Here is a 23,327-nt window from a genome sequence, read left to right as displayed (position 1 = left end):
GCGGTTGTGAGTCGAGACACCTTGGTACGGCGGGCCGCCTCGCGCTCATCCCGGCTGCCGGAAGGGCAGTCGTCAGGCGCGCCGCGCGCGTCAAGCCCACCACCGCAAGGTAGGAGGGAGTCTCATGGCTTCGGCCGGGAGATCACTTCAAGGAGGTCTTCGTCACATGGCACGTACCGAGAGCGGAATCCCGATCGAACCGGTCTACGGGCCCGGCGACCTGACGGGGTGGGACCCGGACGCCGAGCTGGGCGCGCCGGGCGACTTCCCCTACACTCGGGGGATTTATCCGAACATGTACACCGGCCGGCCGTGGACCATGCGGCAGTACGCCGGCTTCGGCACGGCCACCGAGTCCAACGCCCGCTACCGGCAGCTCATCGAGGGCGGCGGCACCGGGCTGTCCGTCGCCTTCGACCTGCCGACGCAGATGGGGCACGACTCCGACGCGCCCCTCGCGCACGGAGAGGTCGGCAAGGTGGGGGTCGCCGTCGACTCGGTCGACGACATGCGGACGCTGTTCGACGGGATCCCCCTGGACCGGGTCTCCACCTCCATGACGATCAACGCGCCCGCCGCGCTGCTCCTGCTCCTGTACCAGCTGGTTGCGGAGGAACAGGGCATCTCGGGCGCACAACTGACGGGGACGATCCAGAACGACGTGCTGAAGGAGTACATCGCGCGCGGGACGTACATCTTCCCGCCCGAGCCCTCGCTCCGGCTGACGGCCGACACCTTCCGCTACTGCCGGGCCGAGATCCCCCGGTGGAACACCATTTCCATCTCCGGCTACCACATGGCCGAGGCCGGGGCCTCGCCCGCGCAGGAGGTGGCCTTCACCCTCGCCGACGCCATCGCCTACGTCCGTACGGCGCTCGCGGCCGGGATGGCGGTCGACGAGTTCGCGCCCCGGCTCTCCTTCTTCTTCGTCGCCCGCACCACGCTGCTGGAGGAGGTCGCGAAGTTCCGTGCGGCCCGGCGGATCTGGGCCCGCGTCATGCGGGAGGAGTTCGGGGCCCGGGATCCGAAGTCGCTGATGCTGCGCTTCCACACCCAGACGGCCGGGGTCCAGCTCACGGCGCAGCAGCCGGAGCTGAACCTCGTACGGGTGGCCGTGCAGGCCCTCGCCGCGGTGCTCGGCGGCACGCAGTCGCTGCACACCAACTCCTTCGACGAGGCGATCGCGCTGCCGACGGAGAAGTCGGCCCGCCTCGCGCTGCGCACCCAGCAGGTCCTCGCGTACGAGACGGACGTGCCGCACACCGCGGACCCCTTCGCCGGGTCGTACGCGGTGGAGCGGATGACGGACGAGCTGGAGGAGCAGGTGCGCGGCCTGATGCGGCGGGTCGAGGACCTGGGCGGGGCGGTGGCCGCGATCGAGGCCGGCTTCCAGAAGGGCGAGATCGAGCGGAACGCCTACCGGATCGCGCAGGAGACCGAGAGCGGGGAGCGGGTGGTGGTCGGCGTCAACCGTTTCGCGCTGGAGCGGGAGGAGCCGTACGAGCCGCTGCGCGTGGACCCGGCCATCGAGGCGCGGCAGTGCGCGGCGCTCGCGCGGCTGCGGGCGGAGCGGGACGGGGAGGCGGTGACGGCGGGGCTCGCGGCCCTGCGGGAGGCGGCGGCCGGGACGGCGAACGTGCTGTACCCGATGAAGCAGGCGCTGCGGGCCCGGGCCACGGTGGGAGAGGTGTGCGGGACGCTGCGGGAGGTGTGGGGGACGTACGAGCCGAGCGGTTCCACATGGTGAAACCCACTGGACTGTCAGGTGTGTCCTCATGGGACACTCCTGCGCATGCTGGGTGTGACCGATCTTTCGACGTATCTCGCCGGCCTGGTGCTGATCATTCTGCTGCCGGGGCCGAACTCGCTCTACGTGCTGTCCGTCGCCGCCCGCCGCGGGGTGCGCACCGGATACAAGGCCGCCGCCGGGGTGTTCACCGGCGACGCCGTGCTGATGCTGCTGACCGCGGTGGGCGCCGGGGCGCTGCTCCGGGCGAGCCCGCTGGTGTTCACCGTGGTGAAGTTCCTCGGGGCCGGCTACCTGGCGTGGCTGGCCGTGGGGATGATGCGGGGCGCGTGGGCGCTGTGGCGCACGCGACGGGAGCGGACGGAGGCCGAGGCCGCCGCCCCCGCCGACCCGGGCGAGAGCGAGCGGCCCTACCGGCGGGCGCTGCTGATCAGCCTCCTCAACCCGAAGGCCATCCTCTTCCTGATGTCCTTCTTCGTGCAGTTCGTGGACCCGTCCTACGCCTACCCGGCGCTGTCGTTCCTGGTCCTGGGCGGTCTGCTGCAGGCCGGCAGCTTCCTCTACCTGACGCTGCTGATATTCGGCGGCACCCGTCTCGCGGCGGCCTTCCGCCGGCGCAAGCGGCTGTCGGCCGGGGCGACCTCGGCGGCCGGCGTGCTGTTCCTGGGCTTCGCGGCCAAGCTCGCCGTCAGCTGACGCCCGTCAGCCGAGGCCCGTGGGCTGAGGCGCCCCTCGGCTGAGGGACGCCTCAGCTGACCACCCGGCGCAGCCACGCCATCCGCCGTACGGCCCGGCGCACCGCCCGGCTGCGCGGCAGGAACGAGAGCTGCGCCGGAATGCCGCCCGGCAGGCCCAGCGAGGTCAGCCGGCGGCGGGTGAAGTACCGCCAGGTGCGGGGGGTCAGGTGCCGTGACAGGTAGGCCTCGGCCGCCGGCCGGTGCGCGGCCAGGATCTGCGGCTGCATCGTGAACCCGACCGCGGTGAGCAGCCCGGCCGGCTCCTCGCGGACCTGCTCGGGGGCCGGGGGCGTCCAGGCGCGGACCGCCTCCGCGTCCGCGAGGTCCGGGAGCAGGGCGTCGACCAGCGCCAGCGGGACGCGGTTGCTGTTCGGGTACGGGGTCAGGCGGGCCAGGACCGCCTCCGTGCCGGTCCGGGCCACGGGGAGCCCGTAGAGCGTGGCGGCCGTGAGCAGACCGGTGGAGAAGCAGCCGACGACCAGCGCCGGGCGAAGCCGCTGGTAGAGGGTCTCGGCCAGCACCGGGGCGGCGATCACGGTGAGGCGCGCACCGAGCCGCGCGGCCTCCTCCTGCGCCCGGCGGCAGTACGCGGCCGGGGCGCCGGGGTGCGGCTTGAAGACCAGATCGCGGTGGCCGAGGGCGTGCGCGCCCCGGACCATCGACACGTGCAGCTCCTCCTCCTCGGCCAGGCTCATCAGGTCGAGCGCCGAGAGGTACTGGCCCAGGAGGAGGGCGGGGGGCCGCGCCGGCTCGGGTCCCGACGCGGCGGGCCCGGGCGCTTTGGCGGGGTCGCCGGCCCCACCCGGCTCGGTGAGCGCGGTGCGTTCGGCGAGCTCCCCGGCCTCGGTGAGGTCGGCCAGCTCGGCGAGGACCTTGAGGAACGGCTCCGTCGGCACCAGCTCCACCCGCACCCCGAACTCCGTCAGGAGCAGCGGCTTCAGCCCCGGCACCAGGTCCAGGTGCAGCACCCGCCGCACGCGCATCCCGAGCTGTGGATCGAGCCGGAAGCGCGTGGGTCCGTAACTCATCAGCCCGTCGGCGTAGACGTCGACCGCCGCGCCCGGGAAGAGCCGGCACAGGGTCTGGGCCGGCGGCACCTGCAAGGACTCCACGATCAGCTCGACGCGGTCCTCGCCGAGGCCCCACAGCGCGCGCAGCTGCCGCTCCCAGATCGGGACGTCTTCGGCGCGCGGGGCCCAGCTGCTCGGGTGCTGGGGCTCGATGACCCGGTTCCAGTCGAGCACCTCGTCGAAGCGGCTGCGCAGGGCGGCGAAGCCCGGCATGTCCGCGAGCCCCGGGGTGACCTCGGCGGTGACGGCGTGGTTGCTGGTCAGCAGGATCCGGCGGCCGGCGGGCGGGAAGGCGTCCGCGTCGATGCCCGCCGCGAGGGTGGCCGCACCGTAGAGGGTGGAGGCCAGGAAGATCTGCGTGGGCATCAGGCGGTCGCTCCCGACGGGGTGCGGCGGCTGCCGCGCAGGCGGCGCAGCACGGTGGAGCGTTCGACGTCCATCGAGTCCAGGACCTGGTCCAGTACGTCCCGGGGCATGCGGCCGAGCGCGGCCGCGCTCATCGAGCGGAGTTTCCTGGCCACGGCCGGTTCAAACCTTTCGATGGATCCGAAATGGTGCGCGATAATTGCGCAATACGTGCGGACGGCTTTCGGGAGCAGCAGGCCGGATTCCCGGTCGGTGATGACGTCCGCCAACACTTGATCGAATGCGCGGATGAAATCGAGCTGCCGTTCGTCCTTGATCTGCGTCAGCGAGGTGGAAACCCCGCGCCGGTAGAAGATCCCCGGCAATCCGACCGCCGCGAAGGACTGCGCCTCCCGGTGCAGCCGCCAGATCCACGGCCGGTCCTCCGCCGTCCGCAGTCCGTCGGTGAAGTGCAGCAGCCCGCGGTCCAGCAGCCGCCGGTGGTACATGCCGGCCCAGGCGTACGGGTAGTCCACCGAGGTGGCCCGGTCGACGGGCAGGATCGCGGTGCGCGGGTCGGCGACCACCGACTGAGGACCGAAGGGGACGCGCTGCACGCTCCGCGACCTGCCGGTGCACCGCACATGGTCCGTGCGGACGAAATCGCAGTTCAGTGCCTCTATGGCGGCCAGTACCCGGGCCAGGTGGCCGGGGGCGAGCCAGTCGTCCCCGTCCAGGAAGGTCACGTACTCGCCGCGGGCCGCGTCCAGACCGGTGTTCCGCGCGGTGGCCAGGCCCCCGTTCCGCTCGTGTCTGAGGTGCACCGCCCCCGGCAGCTCGCGCGCCGCCCGCTCCAGCAGGTCGGGCGTCCCGTCCGTCGAACGGTCGTCGACGAGCAGGAACTCGAAATCCTCCCGTGCGTTGACTTCGAGACTCTTCAGGGCATCCGGTGCATATGTCTGCACGTTGTAGAACGGCACGACAACAGAGAGCTTGGGCACCTGCGAGACATTAGGGCGCCGCCCGGCATTCACTGTGGCCCGGATGAGGATTCCATGTGAACGGCGCGGGGCGGGCGAGTTAACCCGTACGCTTTCGCATTCAGTCGACACGTTGTTAACCCGCTGTTGTGCGTTCGTTGGGCCGATCACCGGAATTGCGGAATAGCTTCTGCCGCGTGCCAGAACGCAAACGCGTCGCCGTACTCGCCGATTCCGATACGCGATGGAAATGGGGCGCACTCACCGCCCGCCGTCTCGTACCCGACCACCAGCTCACCGGATACCTGCTGCGCGGCCGAGCCACACCCACCGCGCGCCAGCTCGGCGAGGTGGGGGTGCGGGCCGACCGGCTGTCAGAGGTGACCTGCGCCGAGTTCCTCGCCGAGATCGAGCGCGAGCGCTACGACGTCGTCGTCCTCGCGCTCGTCGGCGGGGCCGTCCAGGCCGTGCTGCACGGGGCCCGCGCCCTGTGGCCCGCCCCGGCGAAGCGCCCCGTACTCGTCACCGGCTACGTGGGCGTCGTATACGAGAAGCTCGCCGACGGGCTGCTGCTGCGACACGGGGCCGACCTCGTCCTCGCGAACTCCCGCCACGACGCGGAGCGTTTCCGCACGGTCTACGAAGGTGTCGGCGCGGACGCCGGCGCCGTCACCGAGACCGCGCTGCCCTTCCTGGGCGGGGCGCCGTACGAGCCGGTCGGGAGCCGGGCCCACACGGTGGTCTTCGCCGTCCAGCCCTCCGTCCCCGACAGCCGCGCCGACCGCGCCTACCTGCTGGAGCGGGCGGCCCGGCACGCGCGACTGCACCCGGAGCGCGAGGTGCTGATCAAGCTGCGCAGCAAGCCCGGGGAGCACACCACGCACCTGGAGGAGCAGCCCTACCAGCGGCTCGCGGAGCGGATCCCCGGCGGACTGCCCGCCAACTGCCGCCTGGTGTACGGGAACATGGGCGAGGTGCTGGACGGCACCGACCTGCTGGTCACCGTCTCCTCCACCGCCGCCCTGGAGTCCCTGCACCGTTCCATCCCCACGGCGGTCCTGACCGACCTCGGCATCCGCGAGGCCCTCGGCAACCACCACTTCCTGGGCTCCGGCTGCCTGGCCTCCTGGGACCAGCTCGACGCAGGGCTGCTCCCGGAGGGGGACGCGGACTGGCTGGCGGCCCAGGGAGTACGGGGTCCGGCCGCGGCCGCGCCGGCGCCGGTGCCGGTTGTGGCGGGCAAGGCCGCGCGGCAGGCGGCCGAACCGGGTCCGGCCGACGCCACGCCCGCTGCCCCCGGCGCTGCCGCGCCGGGGCCGTCCGCCGAGCCCGCCGCGGGCGACGACGCCTACGCCGTCGCCCGGGCGAAGGTCGCCGGGATGGTGGTGGCGGCCCGGCTGCCCTCGCCCGCGCCGTACTACACGCTCACCACCGCCCCCGGGTACCTGCCCGGGATCCTCGCCCGGCACCACCTCGCGCCCGACGGCACCCCGCTGCCCGGCGCGGTGCGCGCGGCGGCCGGGGAGTCCCGGCTGCGCCGCCGGCTCCGCGCCCACCTGCGCGAGGCCGCCCGCGGCGCGTACCGGCACGGTGTGCAGCGCGTGGCCCCGGTGATCCGCAGGATGGGGGAGCTGTGAGGGTCCTCGCCGTGGTCCCGGCCCGCGGCGGCTCCAAGGGAGTCCCCGGCAAGAACCTCGCCGAGGTCGCCGGCACCCCGCTGGTCGCCCGCGCCGTCCTGGCCTGCCGGGCCGCGCCGACCGTCACCGACGTGGTGGTCTCCACCGACTCCGCGGGGATCGCCGCCGCCGCCCGCGCCGCCGGTGCCGACGTGATCGCCCGCCCCACCGCGATCTCCGGCGACACCGCGAGCAGCGAGGCCGCCCTCCTGCACGCGCTCGCCGCCTTCGAGGAACTGCACTCCCTCACCGTGGACGTGGTCCTCCTCGTCCAGTGCACCAGCCCCTTCATCAGCGCCTCCGACGTCGAGTCCGTGGCCGCCGCCGTCGCCTCCGGCGCGGCCGACTCGGCCCTGACCGTGGCCCCCTTCCACGGTTTCCTCTGGCGGGACGGAGCCGACGGCTCCGGGACCGGGGTCAATCACGAGGCCTCGTACCGCCCCCGCCGCCAGGACCGGCCGCAGGACCTGCTGGAGACCGGCGCCGCCTACGCGATGGACGCCACCGGCTTCCGCAGCGCGCGCCACCGGTTCTTCGGCCGCACCCTGCCCGTCGTCACCGACCCCGCGCGGGTCCTGGAGATCGACGACCCGCACGACCTGGCCCGCGCCCAACTGCTCGCACCCCTGCTCGACCCGCGCCCCGACGCGCGTGCCGGCGCACCCTCCGCCCCCCACCCCGCACCACAGCCCGACCCACTCCTTGACCCGCAGCCCACACCCCGCACATCCCCGCACCGAAGGACGCCCCCTGCCATGACGACCTCCACTTCCGACTCGCGCCTGCGCACCTTCGGAGCGCGCACCGCGGGCCCCGGCCGCCCCGTCTACGTCGTCGGCGAGATCGGCATCAACCACAACGGCGACCTCGGCAACGCCTTCGCCCTCATCGACGCCGCCGCCGAAGCCGGCTGCGACGCCGTGAAGTTCCAGAAGCGCACCCCGGAGATCTGCACCCCGCGCGACCAGTGGGACATCGAACGCGACACCCCCTGGGGTCGGATGACCTACATCGACTACCGCCACAAGGTCGAGTTCGGCGAGGCCGAGTACCGCGCCATCGACGACCACTGCGCCAAGCGCGGCATCGACTGGTTCGCCTCCCCGTGGGACACCGAGGCCGTCGCCTTCCTGGAGAAGTTCGACGTCCCCGCCCACAAGGTGGCCTCCGCCTCCCTCACCGACGACGAGCTGCTGCGCGCGCTGCGCGCCACCGGCCGCACCGTCGTCCTGTCCACCGGGATGTCCACCCCGCAGCAGATCCGCCACGCGGTGGAGGTGCTCGGCAGCGCCAACATCCTTCTCTGCCACGCCACTTCGACGTACCCGGCCAAGGCCGAGGAGCTCAACCTGCGGGTGATCAACACCCTCCAGGAGGAGTACCCCAACGTCCCGATCGGCTACTCCGGCCACGAGACGGGCCTGCAGACCACCCTCGCCGCCGTCGCCCTCGGCGCCACCTTCGTCGAGCGCCACATCACCCTCGACCGCGCGATGTGGGGCTCCGACCAGGCCGCCTCCGTCGAGCCCGGCGGCCTCACCCGCCTGGTCCGCGACATCCGCACCATCGAGACCGCCCTCGGCGACGGGGTCAAGCGGGTCTACGAGTCCGAGCTGGGCCCCATGAAGAAGCTCCGCCGCGTCCGGGGCGAGCTGGCAGCCGTCTGACCTCCGGTCCGGCGCGTACGCGTTCCGCCCACCCACAAGGAGTACGTGGTGACCCCCTCCGCCTCCACCCTGGCGTTCGTCGAGAGCCCGGTCCAACTCCTGAACGTGCTGGAGTGGGCGTACGCGCCGGGCACCCCGGCGGGCCCTCGCCCGCAGGGACCGCAGCCGGACGGCGTCCCGAGCCTGGACGGCGTCCCGAGCCTGGACGGCGCCCCGAGCCTGGACGGCGTCCCGAGCCAGCGGGTGCGCCGCCCCGCCGCGACGGATCCCGGCCCGGCCGCATCCGGGGCTCCGGCCCCGGCCCCGGCCTCCGGCCCCGGCCCCCGTCCGGCGGGCGCGGTGCCCGCTCTGAGGATCGTCGTCCTGCCGCCCACCGACCCCATGTCCCGCGGCCAGCTGCGCCGGATGGCCGCACTGGCCCGGGACGAGGGGTACGAGGTCCAGTGGCAGGAGGCGCGCGGCAGCCGGTTCGCCCCGCTGAAGGCGCTGGCCGCGCTGGCGCGCGACGTGCGCGCCGCGCGCACGGTCGTCGTCGGCGACCCCTTCTCGCGCTACGTCCAGCTGCTGCTCACCCTCGTGCGGGCCGAGCAGCTCGTGGTGGTCGACGACGGGACCGCCACCATGGAGTTCATCGCCCAGACCGCCCGCGGCGAACGCCTCGTACGCTGGCACCGGGTCGGCGGCGGGGGGCTGCCCGGCCGCGTCCGCGAGCTGGCGTACGCGCCCGTCTCGGCGACCGCGCGCCGCCGCTTCACCCCGGCCGCCCGCCGCGCCCGCCGCGTCGAGGTCTTCAGCTCGATGCCGGTCACCGCCCACGGCGGGATGACGCTGCGGGTCAACGACTTCGCCTGGACCCGCGCCCGCTTCGGCCCGCCCCGCCTGACCAAGGGCACCGACCTGGTCGGGACCTCGCTGGTGGAGACCGGCGTGGTGGACCCGGCCCGCTATCTGGAGGCGGTGCGCGCGCTCACCCTGGAGCACGGGGCCACCCGCTACTTCGCGCACCGCCGGGAGTCCCCGGAGAAGCTGCGCGCGCTCAGCCGGGCGACCGGGCTGGAGATCGTCCGCCCCGACCTGCCGCTGGAGCTGATCGCCCGGCGCGGGCCGGTCGGCGCAACGATCGTCAGCTTTCCGTCCACGGTCGTCCACACGCTGCCCTACGCACTGACCGGTACCGGTGTGACGGTCGCCGTATGCGATGTCGACCCCGCCTGGCTCACCGGGTCCGCGTCCGCGCGCGCCCGCACCTTCCTCGCCGGGGTCACCGACACCGCCCGTGATGTGCGCAGACTGCCCGCTCAGGCGGCTCCTACGGCCGGATGAGCGCGCGAGTTTACCCCCGGTGGCCCCCGGTCATGCGCCAGAGGCCGGGTTTCTTTCCCCTAACGGCATGAACTTTTGCTGATCCCCGGCCAGTTGACCGGTCCGTGCGCCTACCCTTCAACGGGTGAACCAGTTGATGTCCCGCGAGTCCCAGACCGCCCAGCCCGCCGCGTCCGACCGGCCCGAGCTGCCCGGCAAACTTCCGGACCACCTGCGTGCCGAACTGATCGCCTTCCGCCGGGACTTGCACATGCACCCGGAGCTCGGGCACCAGGAATTCCGTACCACCGCGGCGATCAAGGCCCGGTTGGAGAAAGCCGGCCTGCGACCACGGGTGCTGAAGTCCGGCACGGGCCTGATCTGTGACGTCGGCACCTGGGACGGGGGCCGGCCGATGCTGGCCCTGCGCGCGGACATCGACGCCCTGCCCATCCCGGACGCCAAGACGCACGTCGCGTACCGCTCGACCTTCCCGGACCGCGCCCACGCCTGCGGCCACGACGTGCACACCGCGGTCGTCCTCGGCGCCGGCCTGGTCCTCGCCGAACTCGACCGCCAGGGCCTGCTGCCCCGCCCCGTGCGGCTGCTCTTCCAGCCGGCCGAGGAGGTGCTCCCGGGCGGGGCCACCGACGCCATCGAGTCCGGGGTCCTGGACGGCGTGGGCCGGATCGTCGCCGTGCACTGCGACCCCCGGGTCGACGCCGGTCGGATCGGTCTGCGGGCCGGCCCCATCACCTCCGCCTGCGACCGGCTGGAGGTCAGCCTCTCCGGCTCCGGCGGGCACACCGCGCGGCCGCACCTGACCACCGACCTGGTGACGGCGACCGCCCGCGTCGCCGTCGACGCCCCGGCCCTGCTGGCCCGCCGGATGGACGCCCGCTCGGGCATGTCGGTCACCTGGGGCCGGATCGAGGCCGGGCACGCCTGCAACGTCATCCCGATGCACGCCGAGCTGTCCGGGACCGTACGGTGCCTGGACCTGGATGCCTGGCACGAGGCGCCGGACATGATCCACGCGGCGATCGACGAGATCGCGACGATGCACGGGGCCAAGTTCGAGATCAACCACGTGCGCGGGGTGCCGCCGGTGGTCAACGACCCGGTGATCACCGAGCTGCTGCGCGAGGCGATGACGGTCCGCTGCGGCGCCGAGTCGGTCGAGGACACCGAGCAGAGCCTGGGCGGGGAGGACTTCTCCTGGTACCTGGAGCATGTCCCGGGCGCCATGGCCCGCCTGGGGGTCCGTACGCCCGGTGACACCGCCAAGCACGACCTGCACCGCGGGGACTTCGACGTGGACGAGTCCGCTATCGGCGTCGGCGTGGAGTTCTTCACGGCCACCGCGCTGCTCGACGGAGTCCGTACCGTGCCCGCCCGGTAGCCGCAGGGGCGAAGTCACTACAACATCGGCGGCTCTCCCGGCGGAGGTGCCCAGCCCTTGGTACGCAAGGGCTGGGCACAAAGGGAGTTACCAATCGGTCACTGTCTGGTTCACGACGATCCGATAACGACTCATGAACGGGCCTTTAACTGACATCTACGCGCGTTACGATCGCCGCGAAACCAGCGCCGGTCGTGGCGCTTCGGTCAGGTTTTGAAGGAGCCTCCCCTTGCGCCGGATCACCAGGATCGCCACCGTGGGCCTCGCGTCCGCGGCGCTGGCCCTCTCGGCCACCGCCTGTGGTGGAAAGAAGTCGTCGGACGCTGCCGCCTCCCCCTCGGAGTCGGGTCAGAAGACCGCCGCCATCGCGTACGACATCGGTGGCCGCGGCGACCAGTCGTTCAACGACGCCGCCTACGCCGGCCTGAAGAAGGCCGAAACCGACCTCAAGGTCAAGGGCGCCGAGGCGGAGCCCACCGACGGTGAGGGCGAGGCCGACAAGGTCCAGCGCCTCACCGAGCTTGCCCGCAAGGGCAACAACCCCGTCATCGGCGTCGGCTTCGCCTACGCCCCGGCCATCAAGAAGGTCGCGCCGAAGTTCCCGAACACCACGTTCGGCATCATCGACGACACCTCGGTGACCGGCCCGAACGTCGCCAACATGGTCTTCAACGAGGAGCAGGGCTCCTACCTGGCCGGCGTCGCCGCCGCCAAGGTGTCGAAGACCGGCACGGTCGGCTTCATCGGCGGTGTCGAGGTTCCGCTGATCAAGAAGTTCGAGGCGGGCTTCATCCAGGGCGTCAAGGACACCAACCCGAACGCCAAGGTGCTCTCCGCGTACCTCACCCAGCCGCCGAACTTCGACGGTTTCGCCAAGCCCGACCTCGGCAAGGCCGCTGCGCAGGGCCAGCTCGACGCCGGCGGCGCCGACGTCGTCTACGCCGCCGCGGGTCTGGCCGGCTCGGGTGCCATCGAGGCCGCTTCCGCCAAGGGCAAGTGGGCCATCGGTGTCGACTCCGACCAGTACAACCAGGCCGGTCTGGCGAAGTACAAGGACGCCATCCTGACCTCGGTCACCAAGGACGTCTCGGACTCCGTCTACGACCTGATCAAGTCCGTGGTCGACGGCAAGCCGACCACCGGTGAGATCCGCTACGGTCTGGACAAGGACGGCGTCGGCCTGGCCGACTCCAACCCGAAGTACAAGGAGATGACCGACGTCATCGCCGCGGTGGAGAAGGCCAAGGCCGACATCATCGCCAAGAAGATCGTCGTCAAGACCACGCCGTAAGGCCGTCTCTGACATGTAGTCCTGGTCTCCGGGGTCCGGGAAGCGGTCGTTATCGCTCCCGGGCCCCGAGCCACGTTCTGTGACCAAGCGGCCCCGTGGCCGCAAGTTTTCACTTCCGACAGTGCTACGCGCGTAGAAGCATCGTGGACGCGATACTTTCTCTCCCCGCCCTGTCCCCCCTGCCTTCCGCTCCTTCCGCGCCAAGGAGAGTGCGTCATCAACGCGTCCAGCCCGCCCCCCGCCGTAGAACTGCACGGCATCACCAAGCGCTTCCCCGGCGTCGTCGCCAACAAGGACATCGCGATCACCGTCCGCAAGGGCACGGTCCATGCCTTGATCGGCGAGAACGGCGCCGGAAAGTCGACCCTGATGAAGATCCTCTACGGCATGCAGAAGCCGGACGAGGGCACCATCGCCATCGACGGGGAGCAGGTCTCCTTCAGCAGCCCCGGCGACGCCATCGCCCGCGGCATCGGCATGGTGCACCAGCACTTCATGCTCGCCGACAACCTCACCGTCCTGGAGAACGTCGTCCTCGGCGGCGAGAAGCTCTACGGCATCGGCGCCAAGGCCCGTAAGAAGATCAAGGAGATCTCGGACGCGTACGGCCTCGGCGTACGCCCCGACGCCCTGGTCGAGGACCTCGGTGTCGCCGACCGCCAGCGCGTGGAGATCCTCAAGGTCCTCTACCGCGGCGCGAAGATCCTCATCCTCGACGAGCCGACCGCCGTGCTCGTGCCGCAGGAGGTGGACGCACTCTTCGACAACCTGCGCGAGCTCAAGGCCGAGGGCCTGACGGTCATCTTCATCTCGCACAAGCTGGGCGAGGTGCTGAAGGTCGCCGACGACATCACCGTCATCCGGCGCGGCACCACGGTCGGCACCGCCGACCCGAGGACCGCCACCACCAAGCAGCTCGCCGAGCTGATGGTCGGCGCGGAGCTGCCTTCGCCGGAGACCCGCGAGTCGACCGTCACGGACGTCCCGATGCTCAAGGTGGAGGGCCTGACCCTCGCCGCGAGCGACTCCGTCGTCGCCGAGCCGGAGGTCCTGGCGCCTGCGGTGCCCGTGGACTCCGCCATCTACGAGAAGGTCGCGGTAGGCCGTCTCCTGCTGGACGACATCACCTTCACGATCCACAAGGGCGAGATCCTCGGCATCGCCGGTGTCGAGGGCAACGGCCAGACCGAGCTGATCGAAGCCCTCATGGGCATGAACGCCGCCGACACGGGCGTGATCACGCTCGACGGCAAGGACATCACCAAGACCCCGGTGCGCAAGCGCCGCGAGGGCGGCATCGGGTACATCCCCGAGGACCGCCACCGCCACGGCCTGCTGCTGGAGTCCCCGCTCTGGGAGAACCGGATCCTCGGCCACGTCACCGAGGCGCCCAACTCCAAGAACGGCATCCTCGACCCGAAGGCGGCCCGCAAGGACACCGCGCGGATCGTGCGCGAGTACGACGTCCGCACCCCGGGCATCGAGGTCACCGCGGCCTCGCTCTCCGGCGGCAACCAGCAGAAGCTGATCGTCGGCCGCGAGATGAGCCACAACCCGAAGTTCCTCATCGCCGCCCACCCCACCCGCGGTGTGGACGTCGGTGCGCAGGCGCAGATCTGGGACGCGATCCGCGAGGCCCGCCGCGAAGGCCTGGCCGTACTGCTGATCTCCGCAGACCTGGACGAGCTCATCGGCCTGTCCGACACCCTGCGCGTGATCTACCGCGGCCGCCTGGTCGCGGACGCCGACCCCGCGACCGTGACCCCCGAGGAGCTGGGCACCGCCATGACGGGCGCCGCCTCGGGGCACCTGGAAGCAACCGACAACCACTCCGCCGCTGCCGACGGTGACACGACGGAGGACGAGGCCCGATGAAGAAATTCGACAAGGACCGGCTGCTGCTCGCCATTGCCGGGCCGGTGCTCGCCCTGGTGGCCGCCTTCGCGTTGACCATGATCGTGCTGGGAGCGACGGGCATCAACCCGATCGAGCCGCTGCGCCTCATGGTGGAGAACGGCAGCTACGAGGACATCCAGGTCCTGATCGTCAACCAGGCCGGCACGTACTACCTGGCAGCCCTGGCCGTCGCCATCGGCTTCCGCATGAACCTCTTCAACATCGGTGTCGACGGCCAGTACCGGCTCGCCGCGATGATCTCCGCCGTGGTCGGCGGCGCCGTCGCGCTGCCCGGCCCGCTGCACATCCTGCTGATCGTGGTCGTCGCGATGCTGACCGGTGCCTTCTGGGCCGGCATCGCGGGCGTCCTCAAGGCCAAGCGCGGCGTGAGCGAGGTCGTCTCCACGATCATGCTCAACGCCATCGCGACGAGCCTCATCGCCTGGCTGATCCTGCCGAAGAACCTCGGCGTCCAGGTGGAGGGTTCCAACGACCTGACGACGGGCGAGATCGCCCAGTCCGGCTGGTTCCCGGCCCTGTCCATGGGCGACTCGGGCGAGATCTACGGCTTCACCTTCGTGGCCTTCGCGCTCGGCATCGTCTACTGGTTCGTGCTCAACCGCACCCGCTTCGGCTTCGACCTGCGCGCCAGCGGCGCCAGCGAGTCCGCCGCCGCGGCCTCGGGTGTCGACTCCAAGAAGATGATCGTCACCGCGATGCTCATCTCCGGTGCCGTCGCCGGTCTGTCGGGCATGCCGGTGCTGCTCGGTGAGAGCCACACGTACACCCTCGTCTTCCCCGTGGGCGTCGGCTTCACCGGCATCACCATCGCCCTGCTCGGCCGCAACAGCCCCGTCGGCATCTTCTTCGCCGCACTCCTGATGGCCTTCATCGACAAGGCGTCCGCCGGCCTCGACACGGCCGGCTACGCCAAGGAGATCGGCACGATCATGAAGGGCCTGATCGTGATCGCGGTCGTCGTCTCGTACGAGCTCGTCCGTCGTTACGGCATCCGGCGCCAGCAGCAGAAGGTCGGCGAGGAGCTGGCCGCGGGCCACGCCATGAAGACCGAGAAGGAGGTCGCGGCGTGAGCGCCAGCACCGTTTCCACGAAGAAGGCGGCACCCGCCACGGGCGGCCGCCGCAAGCTCACCCTGCCCTGGATCCTGCTGATCATCGCGGGCGGCCTCGCGCTGATCTCGATGGTCCGCCTGATCAGCGGGGCCAACGACCTGACCTCCATCGGCCAGGTCTCCGGCGCCCTCTCCCTCGCGGTCCCGATCGGCCTCGCCGGCCTCGGCGGCCTGTGGGCCGAGCGCGCGGGCGTCGTCAACATCGGCCTCGAAGGCATGATGATCCTCGGCACCTGGTTCGGTGCCTGGGCGGGCTACCAGTGGGGCCCGTGGACCGGTGTGCTCGTCGGCATCGCCGGCGGCGCCGTCGGCGGCCTGCTGCACGCGATCATCACGGTCACCTTCAACGTCAACCACATCGTCTCCGGTGTGGCCATCAACATCCTGGCGCTGGGCTTCACCCAGTACCTGTCGAACTTCACGTTCGCCGAGGCGCCGGGCGGCTCCTCCAAGCAGTCGCCGCAGGTCGAGCCGATCTACAAGGTGACCGTGCCAGGTCTGTCCGACTGGATGGCCGACCTCCAGGGCAAGCACTGGTTCTTCGTCTCGGACCTCGCCGGCGTCATCGGCGGCCTGGTCACCGAGATCTCGCTGCTCACCATCGTGGCCCTGCTGCTGATCCCCGCCACCTGGTGGGTGCTGTGGCGGACCGCCTTCGGCCTGCGCCTGCGCTCCTGCGGTGAGAACCCGATCGCCGCCGAGTCGCTCGGCGTCAACGTCTACAAGTACAAGTACATCGCCGTGATCATCTCGGGCGCCCTCGCGGGCCTCGGCGGCGTGTACCTGTCCGAGGTCGCGAGCCCCATCTACCAGGAGGGCCAGACCGGCGGCCGCGGTTACATCGGTCTCGCCGCGATGATCTTCGGCAACTGGATGCCGGGCGGCATGGCGCTGGGCGCGGGCCTGTTCGGCTTCATCGACAGCCTCAAGCTGCGCGGTGGCGCCGAGAACGTCCACGCGATGCTGCTGCTGATCGCGATCCTGCTCGTGCTGGTCTGCGCCTGGCAGCTCTACAAGAAGAAGCACATCCAGGCCGGCATCTCGGCGGCCTTCGCCGCGCTGCTGTTCGTCTGGTACGCGCTGACCGACTCGGTGCCGAGCCAGTTCGTCGACGCGGCCCCGTACCTGACCACGCTGCTCGTGCTCGCCCTGTCGGCGCAGCGCCTGCGGATGCCGAAGGCGGACGGCATGCCGTACCGCAAGGGCCAGGGCAAGTGACCCCGGCCCACGCCGTGGACTGGGAAGCCCTGCGGACGGCCGCCCGGGACGCGATGTCCCGGGCGTACGCCCCGTACTCGGGCTTCTCCGTCGGGGTCGCCGCCCTTGTCGACGACGGCCGCACGGTCGTCGGCTGCAACGTGGAGAACGCGAGCTACGGACTCAGCCTGTGCGCCGAGTGCGGTCTGGTGTCCTCCCTCCAGGCCACGGGCGGCGGCCGCCTCACGCACTTCACGTGCGTCGACGGCCGGGGCGAGATCCTCGTCCCGTGCGGCCGCTGCCGCCAGCTGCTCTTCGAGTTCGGCGGACCGGACCTGCTGGTGGAGACCCCGAAGGGGATCCTCCCGCTGGCGGAGATGCTGCCCCAGGCCTTCGGGCCCGACCACCTGAGATAGCCGTGCCGACGGCCCTTCGCCCCCTGCCGGGCGGAGGGCCGTCGTCCTTCCGTTCCCCGAACCCCTCTCCTCCCTCTCTCTATGCGCGTAGAAGGAAGCACCTCATGGACGTCATCTCCGTCATCCGGACCAAGCGGGACCGCGGTGAGCTGAGCCCCGAGCAGATCGACTGGGTCATCGACGCGTACACGCGCGGTGTCGTCGCCGACGAGCAGATGTCGGCGCTGGCGATGGCCATCCTGCTGAACGGCATGAACCGCACCGAGATCGCCCGCTGGACCGCGGCGATGATCGCCTCCGGCGAGCGGATGAACTTCGACTCCCTCTCCCGCCCGACCGCCGACAAGCACTCCACCGGCGGCGTCGGCGACAAGATCACCCTCCCCCTGGCCCCGCTCGTCGCCGCGTGCGGCGCGGCCGTTCCGCAGCTGTCGGGCCGCGGGCTCGGCCACACCGGCGGCACCCTCGACAAGCTGGAGTCCATCCCCGGCTGGCGCGCGCTGCTGTCCAACGAGGAGATGCTGCACGTCCTGGACACCACCGGCGCGGTCATCTGCGCGGCGGGCGACGGGCTGGCCCCGGCGGACAAGAAGCTCTACGCGCTGCGCGACGTCACCGGCACCGTCGAGGCCATCCCGCTGATCGCCTCCTCGATCATGTCCAAGAAGATCGCCGAGGGGACGGGCTCGCTCGTCCTGGACGTCAAGGTCGGCACCGGCGCCTTCATGAAGAACATCGAGGACGCGCGCGAGCTGGCGCGGACCATGGTGGGCCTGGGCACCGACTCGGGCGTCAAGACCGTCGCGCTCCTCACGGACATGTCCACGCCGCTGGGCCTGACCGCCGGAAACGCGCTCGAAGTCCGCGAGTCGGTCGAGGTGCTGGCCGGCGGCGGCCCCGCCGACGTGGTCGAGCTGACCATCGCTCTGGCCAAGGAGATGCTGGACGCGGCGGGCATCAAGGACGCCGACCCGGCGAAGGCCCTGGCCGACGGCTCCGCGATGGACCACTGGCGCCGGATGATCGCGGCCCAGGGCGGCGACCCGGACGCGGCCCTGCCCGTGGCCCGTGAGCAGCACGTGGTCACCGCCTCGTCCTCGGGCGTCCTGACCCGTCTGGACGCGTACGCGGTGGGCGTCGGCGCCTGGCGCCTCGGCGCGGGCCGTGCCCGCAAGGAGGACCCGGTGCAGGCGGGCGCGGGCATCGAGCTCCACGCGAAGCCGGGTGACACCGTCACCGCCGGGCAGCCGCTGATGACCCTGCACACGGACACCCCGGAGAAGTTCGACTACGCGCTGTCCTCCCTGGAGGGCTGCTACGACGTCTCCCCGGCGGGCACGTCCTTCTCCGCCACGCCGATCGTGCTGGACCGCATCGCCTGATCCCAGGCCCCCCGTCCCGTCGGCGCGGCTCCCCGTCCGGAGCCGCGCCAGCGCCTTTTCCCGGGCCCGGCAGGGCTGCGCCGATGAGTTCGGGCGGGTGGGGGAGTCACCCCCTCGTGGAGATCGAACGACTTGTGCTGCCCGGCCCCGGACCGGCCGCCCCGCAGGACGCCGCGCTGCTGTGCGCGCGGCTGGCGCGGCTCTACGACGGCGGGGCGGGCGCGGTGGTCTGCGACGCCGCGGCGGTGACCACGCCCGGACTGGCCGACGTACAGGTGCTGGCCCGGCTGAGGCTGGCCGCGCGGGGGCGCGGGGGCTTCGCCGTCACCGGGGCCGGACCCGCCCTACGCGCCCTGCTGGACCTCGTAGGCCTCGTCGAGCTGCTCCGGGAGGCCGAAGAGGGGGAACCACCGGGCGGTGTCCAGGAAGGCGTTGAGTCCGACGATCTTGCCGTCTGAGATCTCCAGCACCTGGAGCGCCCACGGGGTGTGCCCCGGCCGCCCGTCCGCGCGCGGACGGTACTGGCCGAAGGCCGGCATGCCGTTCGCCGTCGTCGGGACCAGCCGGGAGCCCTTGCAGCCGATGCCCTGGTTCAGGTGCCAGGCCGCGATGTCCGCGTGGCCCCGGAGCCACAGGTCGAACGGCGGCATCGACAGCACCGCGTCCTCGTGCAGGAGCGTGGTCAGGCGCGTGATGTCGTAGGCCTCGAAGGCGGAGAGGTACTGCTCCAGCAGCTTGGCCTGGTCCTCGTCCAGCGGGTCCGCCGGGTCGCTCTCGCGCAGCCCGTGCCCGGCGAGCGTGGCCCGCGCCCGCTGCAGGGCGCTGTTCACCGACGCCACCGTGGTGTCCAGCAGCTGTGCGACCTCGTCCGCCTTCCACGCCAGCACCTCGCGCAGGATCAGCACGGCCCGCTGCTTCGCCGGCAGGTGCTGGAGTGCCGCGACGAACGCCAGCCGTACGGATTCCCTGGCCAGCGCCATCTCGGCCGGATCGGCGGTCTGCGGGAGGACCCGGCCGTCCGGGACGGGCTCCAGCCAGGTCACCTCGGGGCGCTCGTTGAGCACGGCGGAGGCCTGGTGCTGGGGGGCGGTCAGGTCCATCGGGCGGGCCCGCTTCTTCCCGGCGTTCAGTAGGTCCAGGCAGACGTTGGTGGCGATCCGGTACAGCCAGGACCGCAGCGAGGAACGGCCCTCGAACTTCTCGTGGCTGCGCCAGGCACGGATGTACGTGTCCTGCACCGCGTCCTCGGCGTCGAAGGAGGAGCCGAGCATCCGGTAGCAGTAGCCGGTGAGCTCGACCCGGTACCGGTCCATCGCCGCGTCGAGGTCCGTACTGATGGCGAGATCGCTCATGTCCGTCCATCCCCCTGGTCGTTCCCGATGCTTCGGAACCTACCGGAGGGGTCTGACAACGGCAGCCGCAAGCGCCGAGGCGTGGAACCCGGCGGCGGTCTGTCGGCATCAAGTATCTTGACGTCAAGATTCATGTGGGGCAGGCTTCCCCATGTATCTCGACATCGAGATACATGGGCGGGGGATGCGGAGGCCTGGGATGCGGCGGCGTGGCGGGGAGAACCGGAAGGCACGGCGGGGAGCACCCGGCCTGATCGCGCAGCTGCGCAGGCCGCCGGGCGGCCGCGACGCCCGGATCATGCTGCTCGCCCAGCTCCTGGACCGCGCGGGAACGGGCGTCTGGGCCGCGGCCTGCGTCCTCTACTTCACCTTCATCCTCGGACTCGACGCCGGACAGCTCGGCCTGCTGTTCGGCGCGGCCGGAGTGGCGGGCATCGCCGGATCACCGCTCGCGGGCCACCTGGCCGACCGCTTCCCGGTGCGCTCGCTGCTGATCGGCTGCCACCTGCTGCGCCTCGGGACCCTCTGCGCGCTGCTGGTGGTCACCGACTTCGACGTGCTGCTGGCCGTGGTCGCCGTCACCCACCTGGGAGACCGGGCGGCCAAGACGCTGGAGATGCTCTTCGCCACCCGGGTCGCGGGCGAGCAGCGCTCCACCTACCAGGCGCTGTCGAGGAGTTCGGCGAACGCCGGCTACGCGCTCGGCGCGGGCCTCGCCGCCATCGGCCTCGCCGTCGGGACGCGGGGCGCGTACCAGGTGCTGATCCTCGCCAACGCGCTGTCGTTCCTCGCGGCCGCGGTCCTCGTCTGGCGCACCCGGGAGCCGCGCGGCCGCGGCCTGCTGACCGCACCGCCCGGCGACGGGGCCGAGGACGCGGAGACGGACGCGCATACGGGGGACGGGGTGGACCCGGCGGCCGCGGCGGGTGCCGGTGCGGGCAAGGCTGGTCCGGCCGGGGCGAGTCCGTGGCGGGACCGCGGCTACCTCCGGTTCGTCCTGCTGGACATCCCGATGAACCTGGACGACTCGATCCTGGGCGTCGGCCTGCCGCTGTGGCTGGTGACGCAGACCAGCGCGCCGCACTCCCTGATCCCGGCCTTCCTGGTCATCAACACCGTGCTCGTCGTCGTCCTGCAGCTGCGCGTGTCGGCGAAGGTCCAAGGCCCCCGCCAGGCGGCCGACGCGGTCGCCCTGTACGGACTGACGACGCTCCTGTGCTGCGTCCTCCTGGCCACCGCCACCGCGGGCGGGGTCTGGGCCGCCTCGGCCGCCCTGCTCGCCGCGGCGGTGCTGGCCACCGCGGCGGAGCTGATGCGCTCGGTCAGCTCCTGGGAACTGGCGGTCTCCCTCGCGCCCCGGGAGGCGCGCGCCTCGTACCTCGGCGTGGCCGGCATGGCCCAGTCCGTCCAGAAGTCCGCCGGCCCGCTGCTGCTCACCGGCGCGGTGATGACGGCCGGCCCGGCGGGCTGGCTGGTCCTCGGGGCGGCGGTGGCGGGACTCTCCCTCGTGCAACGGCGTTCCGGCCTGCGGCGGTTGGACCTCCTGAGCGGGACACCGGCCCCCGCCCCGGCCTCCGCGTCCGCCTGAGGCTACGTGCCGGGCTTGCGGCCGTACACGTAGACGTCCTCGCCCTTGCCCAGCATGTTCCAGTACGCCTTGGCGTCGGCGGGCCGCATGTTCACGCAGCCGCCCGAACCGGGCGGGTTCCACATGCTCTTGGTGGTCGAGTGGAAGGCAATGCCTCCGTCGAAGAACTGCGAGTACGGCATCGAGACCTTGTAGATCGTCGACCAGTGGTTGATGCTCAGGTAGTAGATCTTCTTCAGGCCGGTCCGGGTCTCCGTGCCGTCCTTGCCGGTGCGGACCGGGACGGGGCCGTACTTCAGGGTGGCGCCGTCCTGGATCCAGCTGAGCTGCCGCGTCAGGTCGACGCAGGCGATCCGCCCCCGGTTCGTCGGGCAGGTGCCCGCCTTGTTCGGCGTCCTGCCCGCCGCGCGCTGGGCCAGCATCGTGTTCATCGTCTGCCACGTCAGCGGCCCGGCGTACCCCTGGGCCGGGGTGATCCCGTGGCTCGCCTGGAACGACCTGATGGCCGTGCAGTCGGCCGCGGACTGCCTCCCGTCCACGGGCCGTCCCAGGAACTGCTCCACCTGCCGCTGGTACGGCCCGGTGGTCAGGTAGCAGGAGGCGGCCTGCGCCGACCCGCCCCCCGCGACCACCATCGGCAGCGCCAGCGCCGCCGCCCCGCCCAGCACCACCGCCCGCCGCTTCGCGCGCATGCGCGTCGTCCGCGTCCCCATCAGGTCCTCCCCTGCTCGTACAGCGTCCGTTCTCCGTGTTGAATGCCCGGAAAACAAGCAGGGGTTGCCTATGGCGGGGGCGTAGTTTTCGTCAGCGCGCGCCCAGGGCCGACGCCGGCATCCGCCGCTGCGCACGGGCCGCGTGGCTCCCGTAGAGGGTGATCGACACGACGCCGAGCACCGCCAGCAGCGCGATGCCGACCGTGGCCGCCCACCCGGCCCCGTGGTAGGCGAGGGCGCCCAGGGTGCCGCCCGCGCTGGAGCCCAGGTAGTACGCCGACTGGTAGAGCGCGGAGGCCTGCGCCCGGCCCGTCTTCGCCGTCCGGCTCACCGCGGCCGAGGCCACCGCGTGCCCCGCGAAGAAGCCCGCCGTGATCAGGACCAGCCCGACCACGATCGCCGCCAGGGACTCGGACAGCGACAGCAGCAGCCCCAGCGCCGTGGTGGTCACGGCCAGGTACAGCGCGCCGCGCCGCCCCGTGCGGGCCACCAGCTTGCCCGCGGCCGCGGAGGAGACCGTACCGACCAGGTAGATCAGGAAGATCGACCCGACGACGCCCTGTCCGAGCGAGAACGGCTCGTCGACCAGGCGGTAGCCGATGACGGTGTAGACCGCGCCGAAGACCGTCATGAACAGCGCGCCGATCCCGTACAGGCGCAGCAGCAGAGGATCGCGCAGGTGGCCGGCGACGGTACTCCCCACCGCGCGCGGGTTCAGCGACGCCGGGCGGAAGAACCGCGCCCGGGGCAGCAGCACCAGGAAGGCTACCGCGCAGGCCAGCGACATCAGGGCGACGGCCGCCAGCCCGGCCCGCCAGCCCCACAGCTGAGCCGCCCAGCCGGTGACGAGACGGCCGCTCATGCCGCCGATGGAGTTGCCCGCCACGAACAGGCCGATCGCGGCCACCAGTGCCTTCGGCTTGACCTCCTCCGCCAGGTACGCCATCGCGGAGGCCGGGATCCCGGCGATCGCCGCACCCTGGACGGCGCGCAGCGCCACCAGCCACTCCAGGTTCGGCGCGAAGGGCACCAGCAGGCCGACGCCCACGGCCACCACCATCGAGCAGGTCATCATCCGGGTGCGGCCGAACCGCTCGGACAGCGCGCTGAGCGGCAGCACGAACAGGGCGAGGGCGCCGGTGGCCGCGGACACCGTCCAGCTGGCCTGGCCCGCCGTCACCCCGAAGCCGTCGGAGATCGCGGGCAGCAGTGCCTGGGTGGAGTAGAGGAGGGCGAAGGTCGCCAGTCCGGCGGCGAAGAGCGCGAGGCTCATCCGGCGGTAGCCGGGGCGGCCGGGGGAGAGAGCCTGGGGTTCCGGGAACGACGCGGTGGAGGCACCCAGGGTGGTGGGTGCCCCGGTATGAGCGGGAGACATGTATCGACCGTAGGCCCGTGTTTTTGATGCGTCCAATGCACAGAAACGCGATAATCGAT

General features: G+C 71.8%; 19 protein-coding genes and 1 pseudogene. 15 read left to right on the top strand and 5 right to left on the bottom strand.

Annotation, left to right across the window (positions count from 1 at the left end; translation table 11 throughout):
- The first annotated feature begins 166 nt into the window (after positions 1–166).
- Positions 167–1,747: an acyl-CoA mutase large subunit family protein gene (locus OG534_RS13910; protein WP_326588403.1), complete on the top strand. Its 1,581-nt coding sequence runs from the start codon at positions 167–169 to the stop codon at positions 1,745–1,747.
- A gap of 45 nt (positions 1,748–1,792) precedes the next feature.
- Complete coding sequence (gene leuE / locus OG534_RS13905; RefSeq protein WP_326588402.1) at positions 1,793–2,443, top strand: leucine efflux protein LeuE; 651 nt, start codon at positions 1,793–1,795, stop codon at positions 2,441–2,443.
- Between the two features lie 52 nt (positions 2,444–2,495).
- Here leuE and OG534_RS13900 read toward each other — a convergent pair whose 3' ends face one another.
- Positions 2,496–3,920 carry a polysialyltransferase family glycosyltransferase gene (locus OG534_RS13900; RefSeq protein WP_326588401.1) on the bottom strand — a complete coding sequence of 475 codons (1,425 nt, stop codon included), beginning with the start codon at positions 3,918–3,920 and terminating at the stop codon, positions 2,496–2,498.
- Positions 3,920–4,900 (bottom strand): glycosyltransferase family 2 protein, encoded by a 981-nt coding sequence (locus OG534_RS13895; RefSeq protein WP_326588400.1) that lies wholly within the window; start codon positions 4,898–4,900, stop codon positions 3,920–3,922. The genes OG534_RS13900 and OG534_RS13895 overlap by 1 nt, the downstream gene beginning before the upstream one ends.
- A 176-nt stretch (positions 4,901–5,076) precedes the next feature.
- Between OG534_RS13895 and OG534_RS13890 the strand changes: the two genes are divergently transcribed.
- From OG534_RS13890 to OG534_RS13835, 12 genes and pseudogenes are all read left to right on the top strand, one after another.
- On the top strand, positions 5,077–6,516 hold the full coding sequence (locus tag OG534_RS13890) for a DUF6716 putative glycosyltransferase (protein ID WP_326588399.1): 1,440 nt from the start codon (positions 5,077–5,079) through the stop codon (positions 6,514–6,516).
- A pseudogene (locus tag OG534_RS13885) lies at positions 6,513–6,884 on the top strand (cytidylyltransferase domain-containing protein); the annotation flags it as partial. The gene OG534_RS13890 and the pseudogene OG534_RS13885, both read left to right, overlap by 4 nt.
- Positions 6,885–7,310: 426 nt before the next feature.
- Positions 7,311–8,222 (top strand): N-acetylneuraminate synthase family protein, encoded by a 912-nt coding sequence (locus tag OG534_RS13880; protein WP_326593601.1) that lies wholly within the window; start codon positions 7,311–7,313, stop codon positions 8,220–8,222.
- 48 nt (positions 8,223–8,270) lie between these two features.
- The gene (locus OG534_RS13875; RefSeq protein ID WP_326588398.1) at positions 8,271–9,545 is read left to right on the top strand and encodes a hypothetical protein; all 1,275 of its coding nucleotides are present in this window, start codon (positions 8,271–8,273) and stop codon (positions 9,543–9,545) included.
- A 136-nt stretch (positions 9,546–9,681) separates the two neighbouring features.
- Positions 9,682–10,926 carry an amidohydrolase gene (locus tag OG534_RS13870; RefSeq protein WP_326593600.1) on the top strand — a complete coding sequence of 415 codons (1,245 nt, stop codon included), beginning with the start codon at positions 9,682–9,684 and terminating at the stop codon, positions 10,924–10,926.
- 229 nt (positions 10,927–11,155) lie between these two features.
- Entirely contained in the window at positions 11,156–12,217 is a 1,062-nt protein-coding gene (locus tag OG534_RS13865) for a BMP family lipoprotein (protein ID WP_326588397.1), read from the top strand.
- A gap of 216 nt (positions 12,218–12,433) precedes the next feature.
- Positions 12,434–14,092, top strand: coding sequence for an ABC transporter ATP-binding protein (locus OG534_RS13860; protein ID WP_326593599.1), 1,659 nt, complete (start codon positions 12,434–12,436; stop codon positions 14,090–14,092).
- Positions 14,089–15,204 carry an ABC transporter permease gene (locus tag OG534_RS13855; protein WP_326588396.1) on the top strand — a complete coding sequence of 372 codons (1,116 nt, stop codon included), beginning with the start codon at positions 14,089–14,091 and terminating at the stop codon, positions 15,202–15,204. The genes OG534_RS13860 and OG534_RS13855 overlap by 4 nt, the downstream gene beginning before the upstream one ends.
- A complete protein-coding gene (locus tag OG534_RS13850) occupies positions 15,201–16,463 on the top strand; it encodes an ABC transporter permease (RefSeq protein ID WP_326588395.1) in 1,263 nt (420 codons plus the stop codon). The genes OG534_RS13855 and OG534_RS13850 overlap by 4 nt, the downstream gene beginning before the upstream one ends.
- Positions 16,460–16,858: a cytidine deaminase gene (locus OG534_RS13845; protein WP_319724002.1), complete on the top strand. Its 399-nt coding sequence runs from the start codon at positions 16,460–16,462 to the stop codon at positions 16,856–16,858. The genes OG534_RS13850 and OG534_RS13845 overlap by 4 nt, the downstream gene beginning before the upstream one ends.
- A 104-nt stretch (positions 16,859–16,962) precedes the next feature.
- Entirely contained in the window at positions 16,963–18,240 is a 1,278-nt protein-coding gene (locus OG534_RS13840) for a thymidine phosphorylase (protein ID WP_326588394.1), read from the top strand.
- A 116-nt stretch (positions 18,241–18,356) separates the two neighbouring features.
- On the top strand, positions 18,357–18,698 hold the full coding sequence (locus OG534_RS13835) for an STAS domain-containing protein (RefSeq protein ID WP_326588393.1): 342 nt from the start codon (positions 18,357–18,359) through the stop codon (positions 18,696–18,698).
- Here OG534_RS13835 and OG534_RS13830 read toward each other — a convergent pair.
- The gene (locus tag OG534_RS13830; protein WP_326588392.1) at positions 18,585–19,592 is read right to left on the bottom strand and encodes a sigma-70 family RNA polymerase sigma factor; all 1,008 of its coding nucleotides are present in this window, start codon (positions 19,590–19,592) and stop codon (positions 18,585–18,587) included. The two genes, OG534_RS13835 and OG534_RS13830, sit on opposite strands and share 114 nt — an antisense overlap.
- A 199-nt stretch (positions 19,593–19,791) precedes the next feature.
- Between OG534_RS13830 and OG534_RS13825 the strand changes: the two genes are divergently transcribed.
- Positions 19,792–21,180 (top strand): MFS transporter, encoded by a 1,389-nt coding sequence (locus tag OG534_RS13825; RefSeq protein ID WP_326588391.1) that lies wholly within the window; start codon positions 19,792–19,794, stop codon positions 21,178–21,180.
- A gap of 2 nt (positions 21,181–21,182) precedes the next feature.
- On the opposite strand, the gene OG534_RS13820 is transcribed toward OG534_RS13825, so the two are convergent.
- Complete coding sequence (locus OG534_RS13820; protein ID WP_326593598.1) at positions 21,183–21,872, bottom strand: L,D-transpeptidase family protein; 690 nt, start codon at positions 21,870–21,872, stop codon at positions 21,183–21,185.
- Between the two features lie 112 nt (positions 21,873–21,984).
- The gene (locus OG534_RS13815) at positions 21,985–23,268 is read right to left on the bottom strand and encodes an MFS transporter (RefSeq protein WP_326588390.1); all 1,284 of its coding nucleotides are present in this window, start codon (positions 23,266–23,268) and stop codon (positions 21,985–21,987) included.
- Positions 23,269–23,327: the final 59 nt, after the last annotated feature.

The organism is Streptomyces sp. NBC_01294 (assembly GCF_035917235.1).
Classification (GTDB): Bacteria; Actinomycetota; Actinomycetes; order Streptomycetales; family Streptomycetaceae; genus Streptomyces; species Streptomyces caledonius.
The sequence above is the reverse complement of the archived record's forward strand: the minus strand, read 5'-3'. Positions and strand labels throughout refer to the sequence as shown.

Excerpts from the sequence above, each read along its gene's own strand:
- OG534_RS13815 (WP_326588390.1), bottom strand. The coding sequence starts at position 23,268 with ATGTCTCCCGCTCATACCGGGGCACCCACCACCCTGGGTGCCTCCACC.
- OG534_RS13825 (WP_326588391.1), top strand. The coding sequence starts at position 19,792 with ATGCGGCGGCGTGGCGGGGAGAACCGGAAGGCACGGCGGGGAGCACCC.
- OG534_RS13880 (WP_326593601.1), top strand. The coding sequence starts at position 7,311 with ATGACGACCTCCACTTCCGACTCGCGCCTGCGCACCTTCGGAGCGCGC.
- OG534_RS13900 (WP_326588401.1), bottom strand. The coding sequence starts at position 3,920 with ATGCCCACGCAGATCTTCCTGGCCTCCACCCTCTACGGTGCGGCCACC.
- OG534_RS13870 (WP_326593600.1), top strand. The coding sequence starts at position 9,682 with ATGTCCCGCGAGTCCCAGACCGCCCAGCCCGCCGCGTCCGACCGGCCC.
- leuE (WP_326588402.1), top strand. The coding sequence starts at position 1,793 with ATGCTGGGTGTGACCGATCTTTCGACGTATCTCGCCGGCCTGGTGCTG.
- OG534_RS13840 (WP_326588394.1), top strand. The coding sequence starts at position 16,963 with ATGGACGTCATCTCCGTCATCCGGACCAAGCGGGACCGCGGTGAGCTG.
- OG534_RS13830 (WP_326588392.1), bottom strand. The coding sequence starts at position 19,592 with ATGAGCGATCTCGCCATCAGTACGGACCTCGACGCGGCGATGGACCGG.
- OG534_RS13820 (WP_326593598.1), bottom strand. The coding sequence starts at position 21,872 with ATGCGCGCGAAGCGGCGGGCGGTGGTGCTGGGCGGGGCGGCGGCGCTG.
- OG534_RS13910 (WP_326588403.1), top strand. The coding sequence starts at position 167 with ATGGCACGTACCGAGAGCGGAATCCCGATCGAACCGGTCTACGGGCCC.
- OG534_RS13855 (WP_326588396.1), top strand. The coding sequence starts at position 14,089 with ATGAAGAAATTCGACAAGGACCGGCTGCTGCTCGCCATTGCCGGGCCG.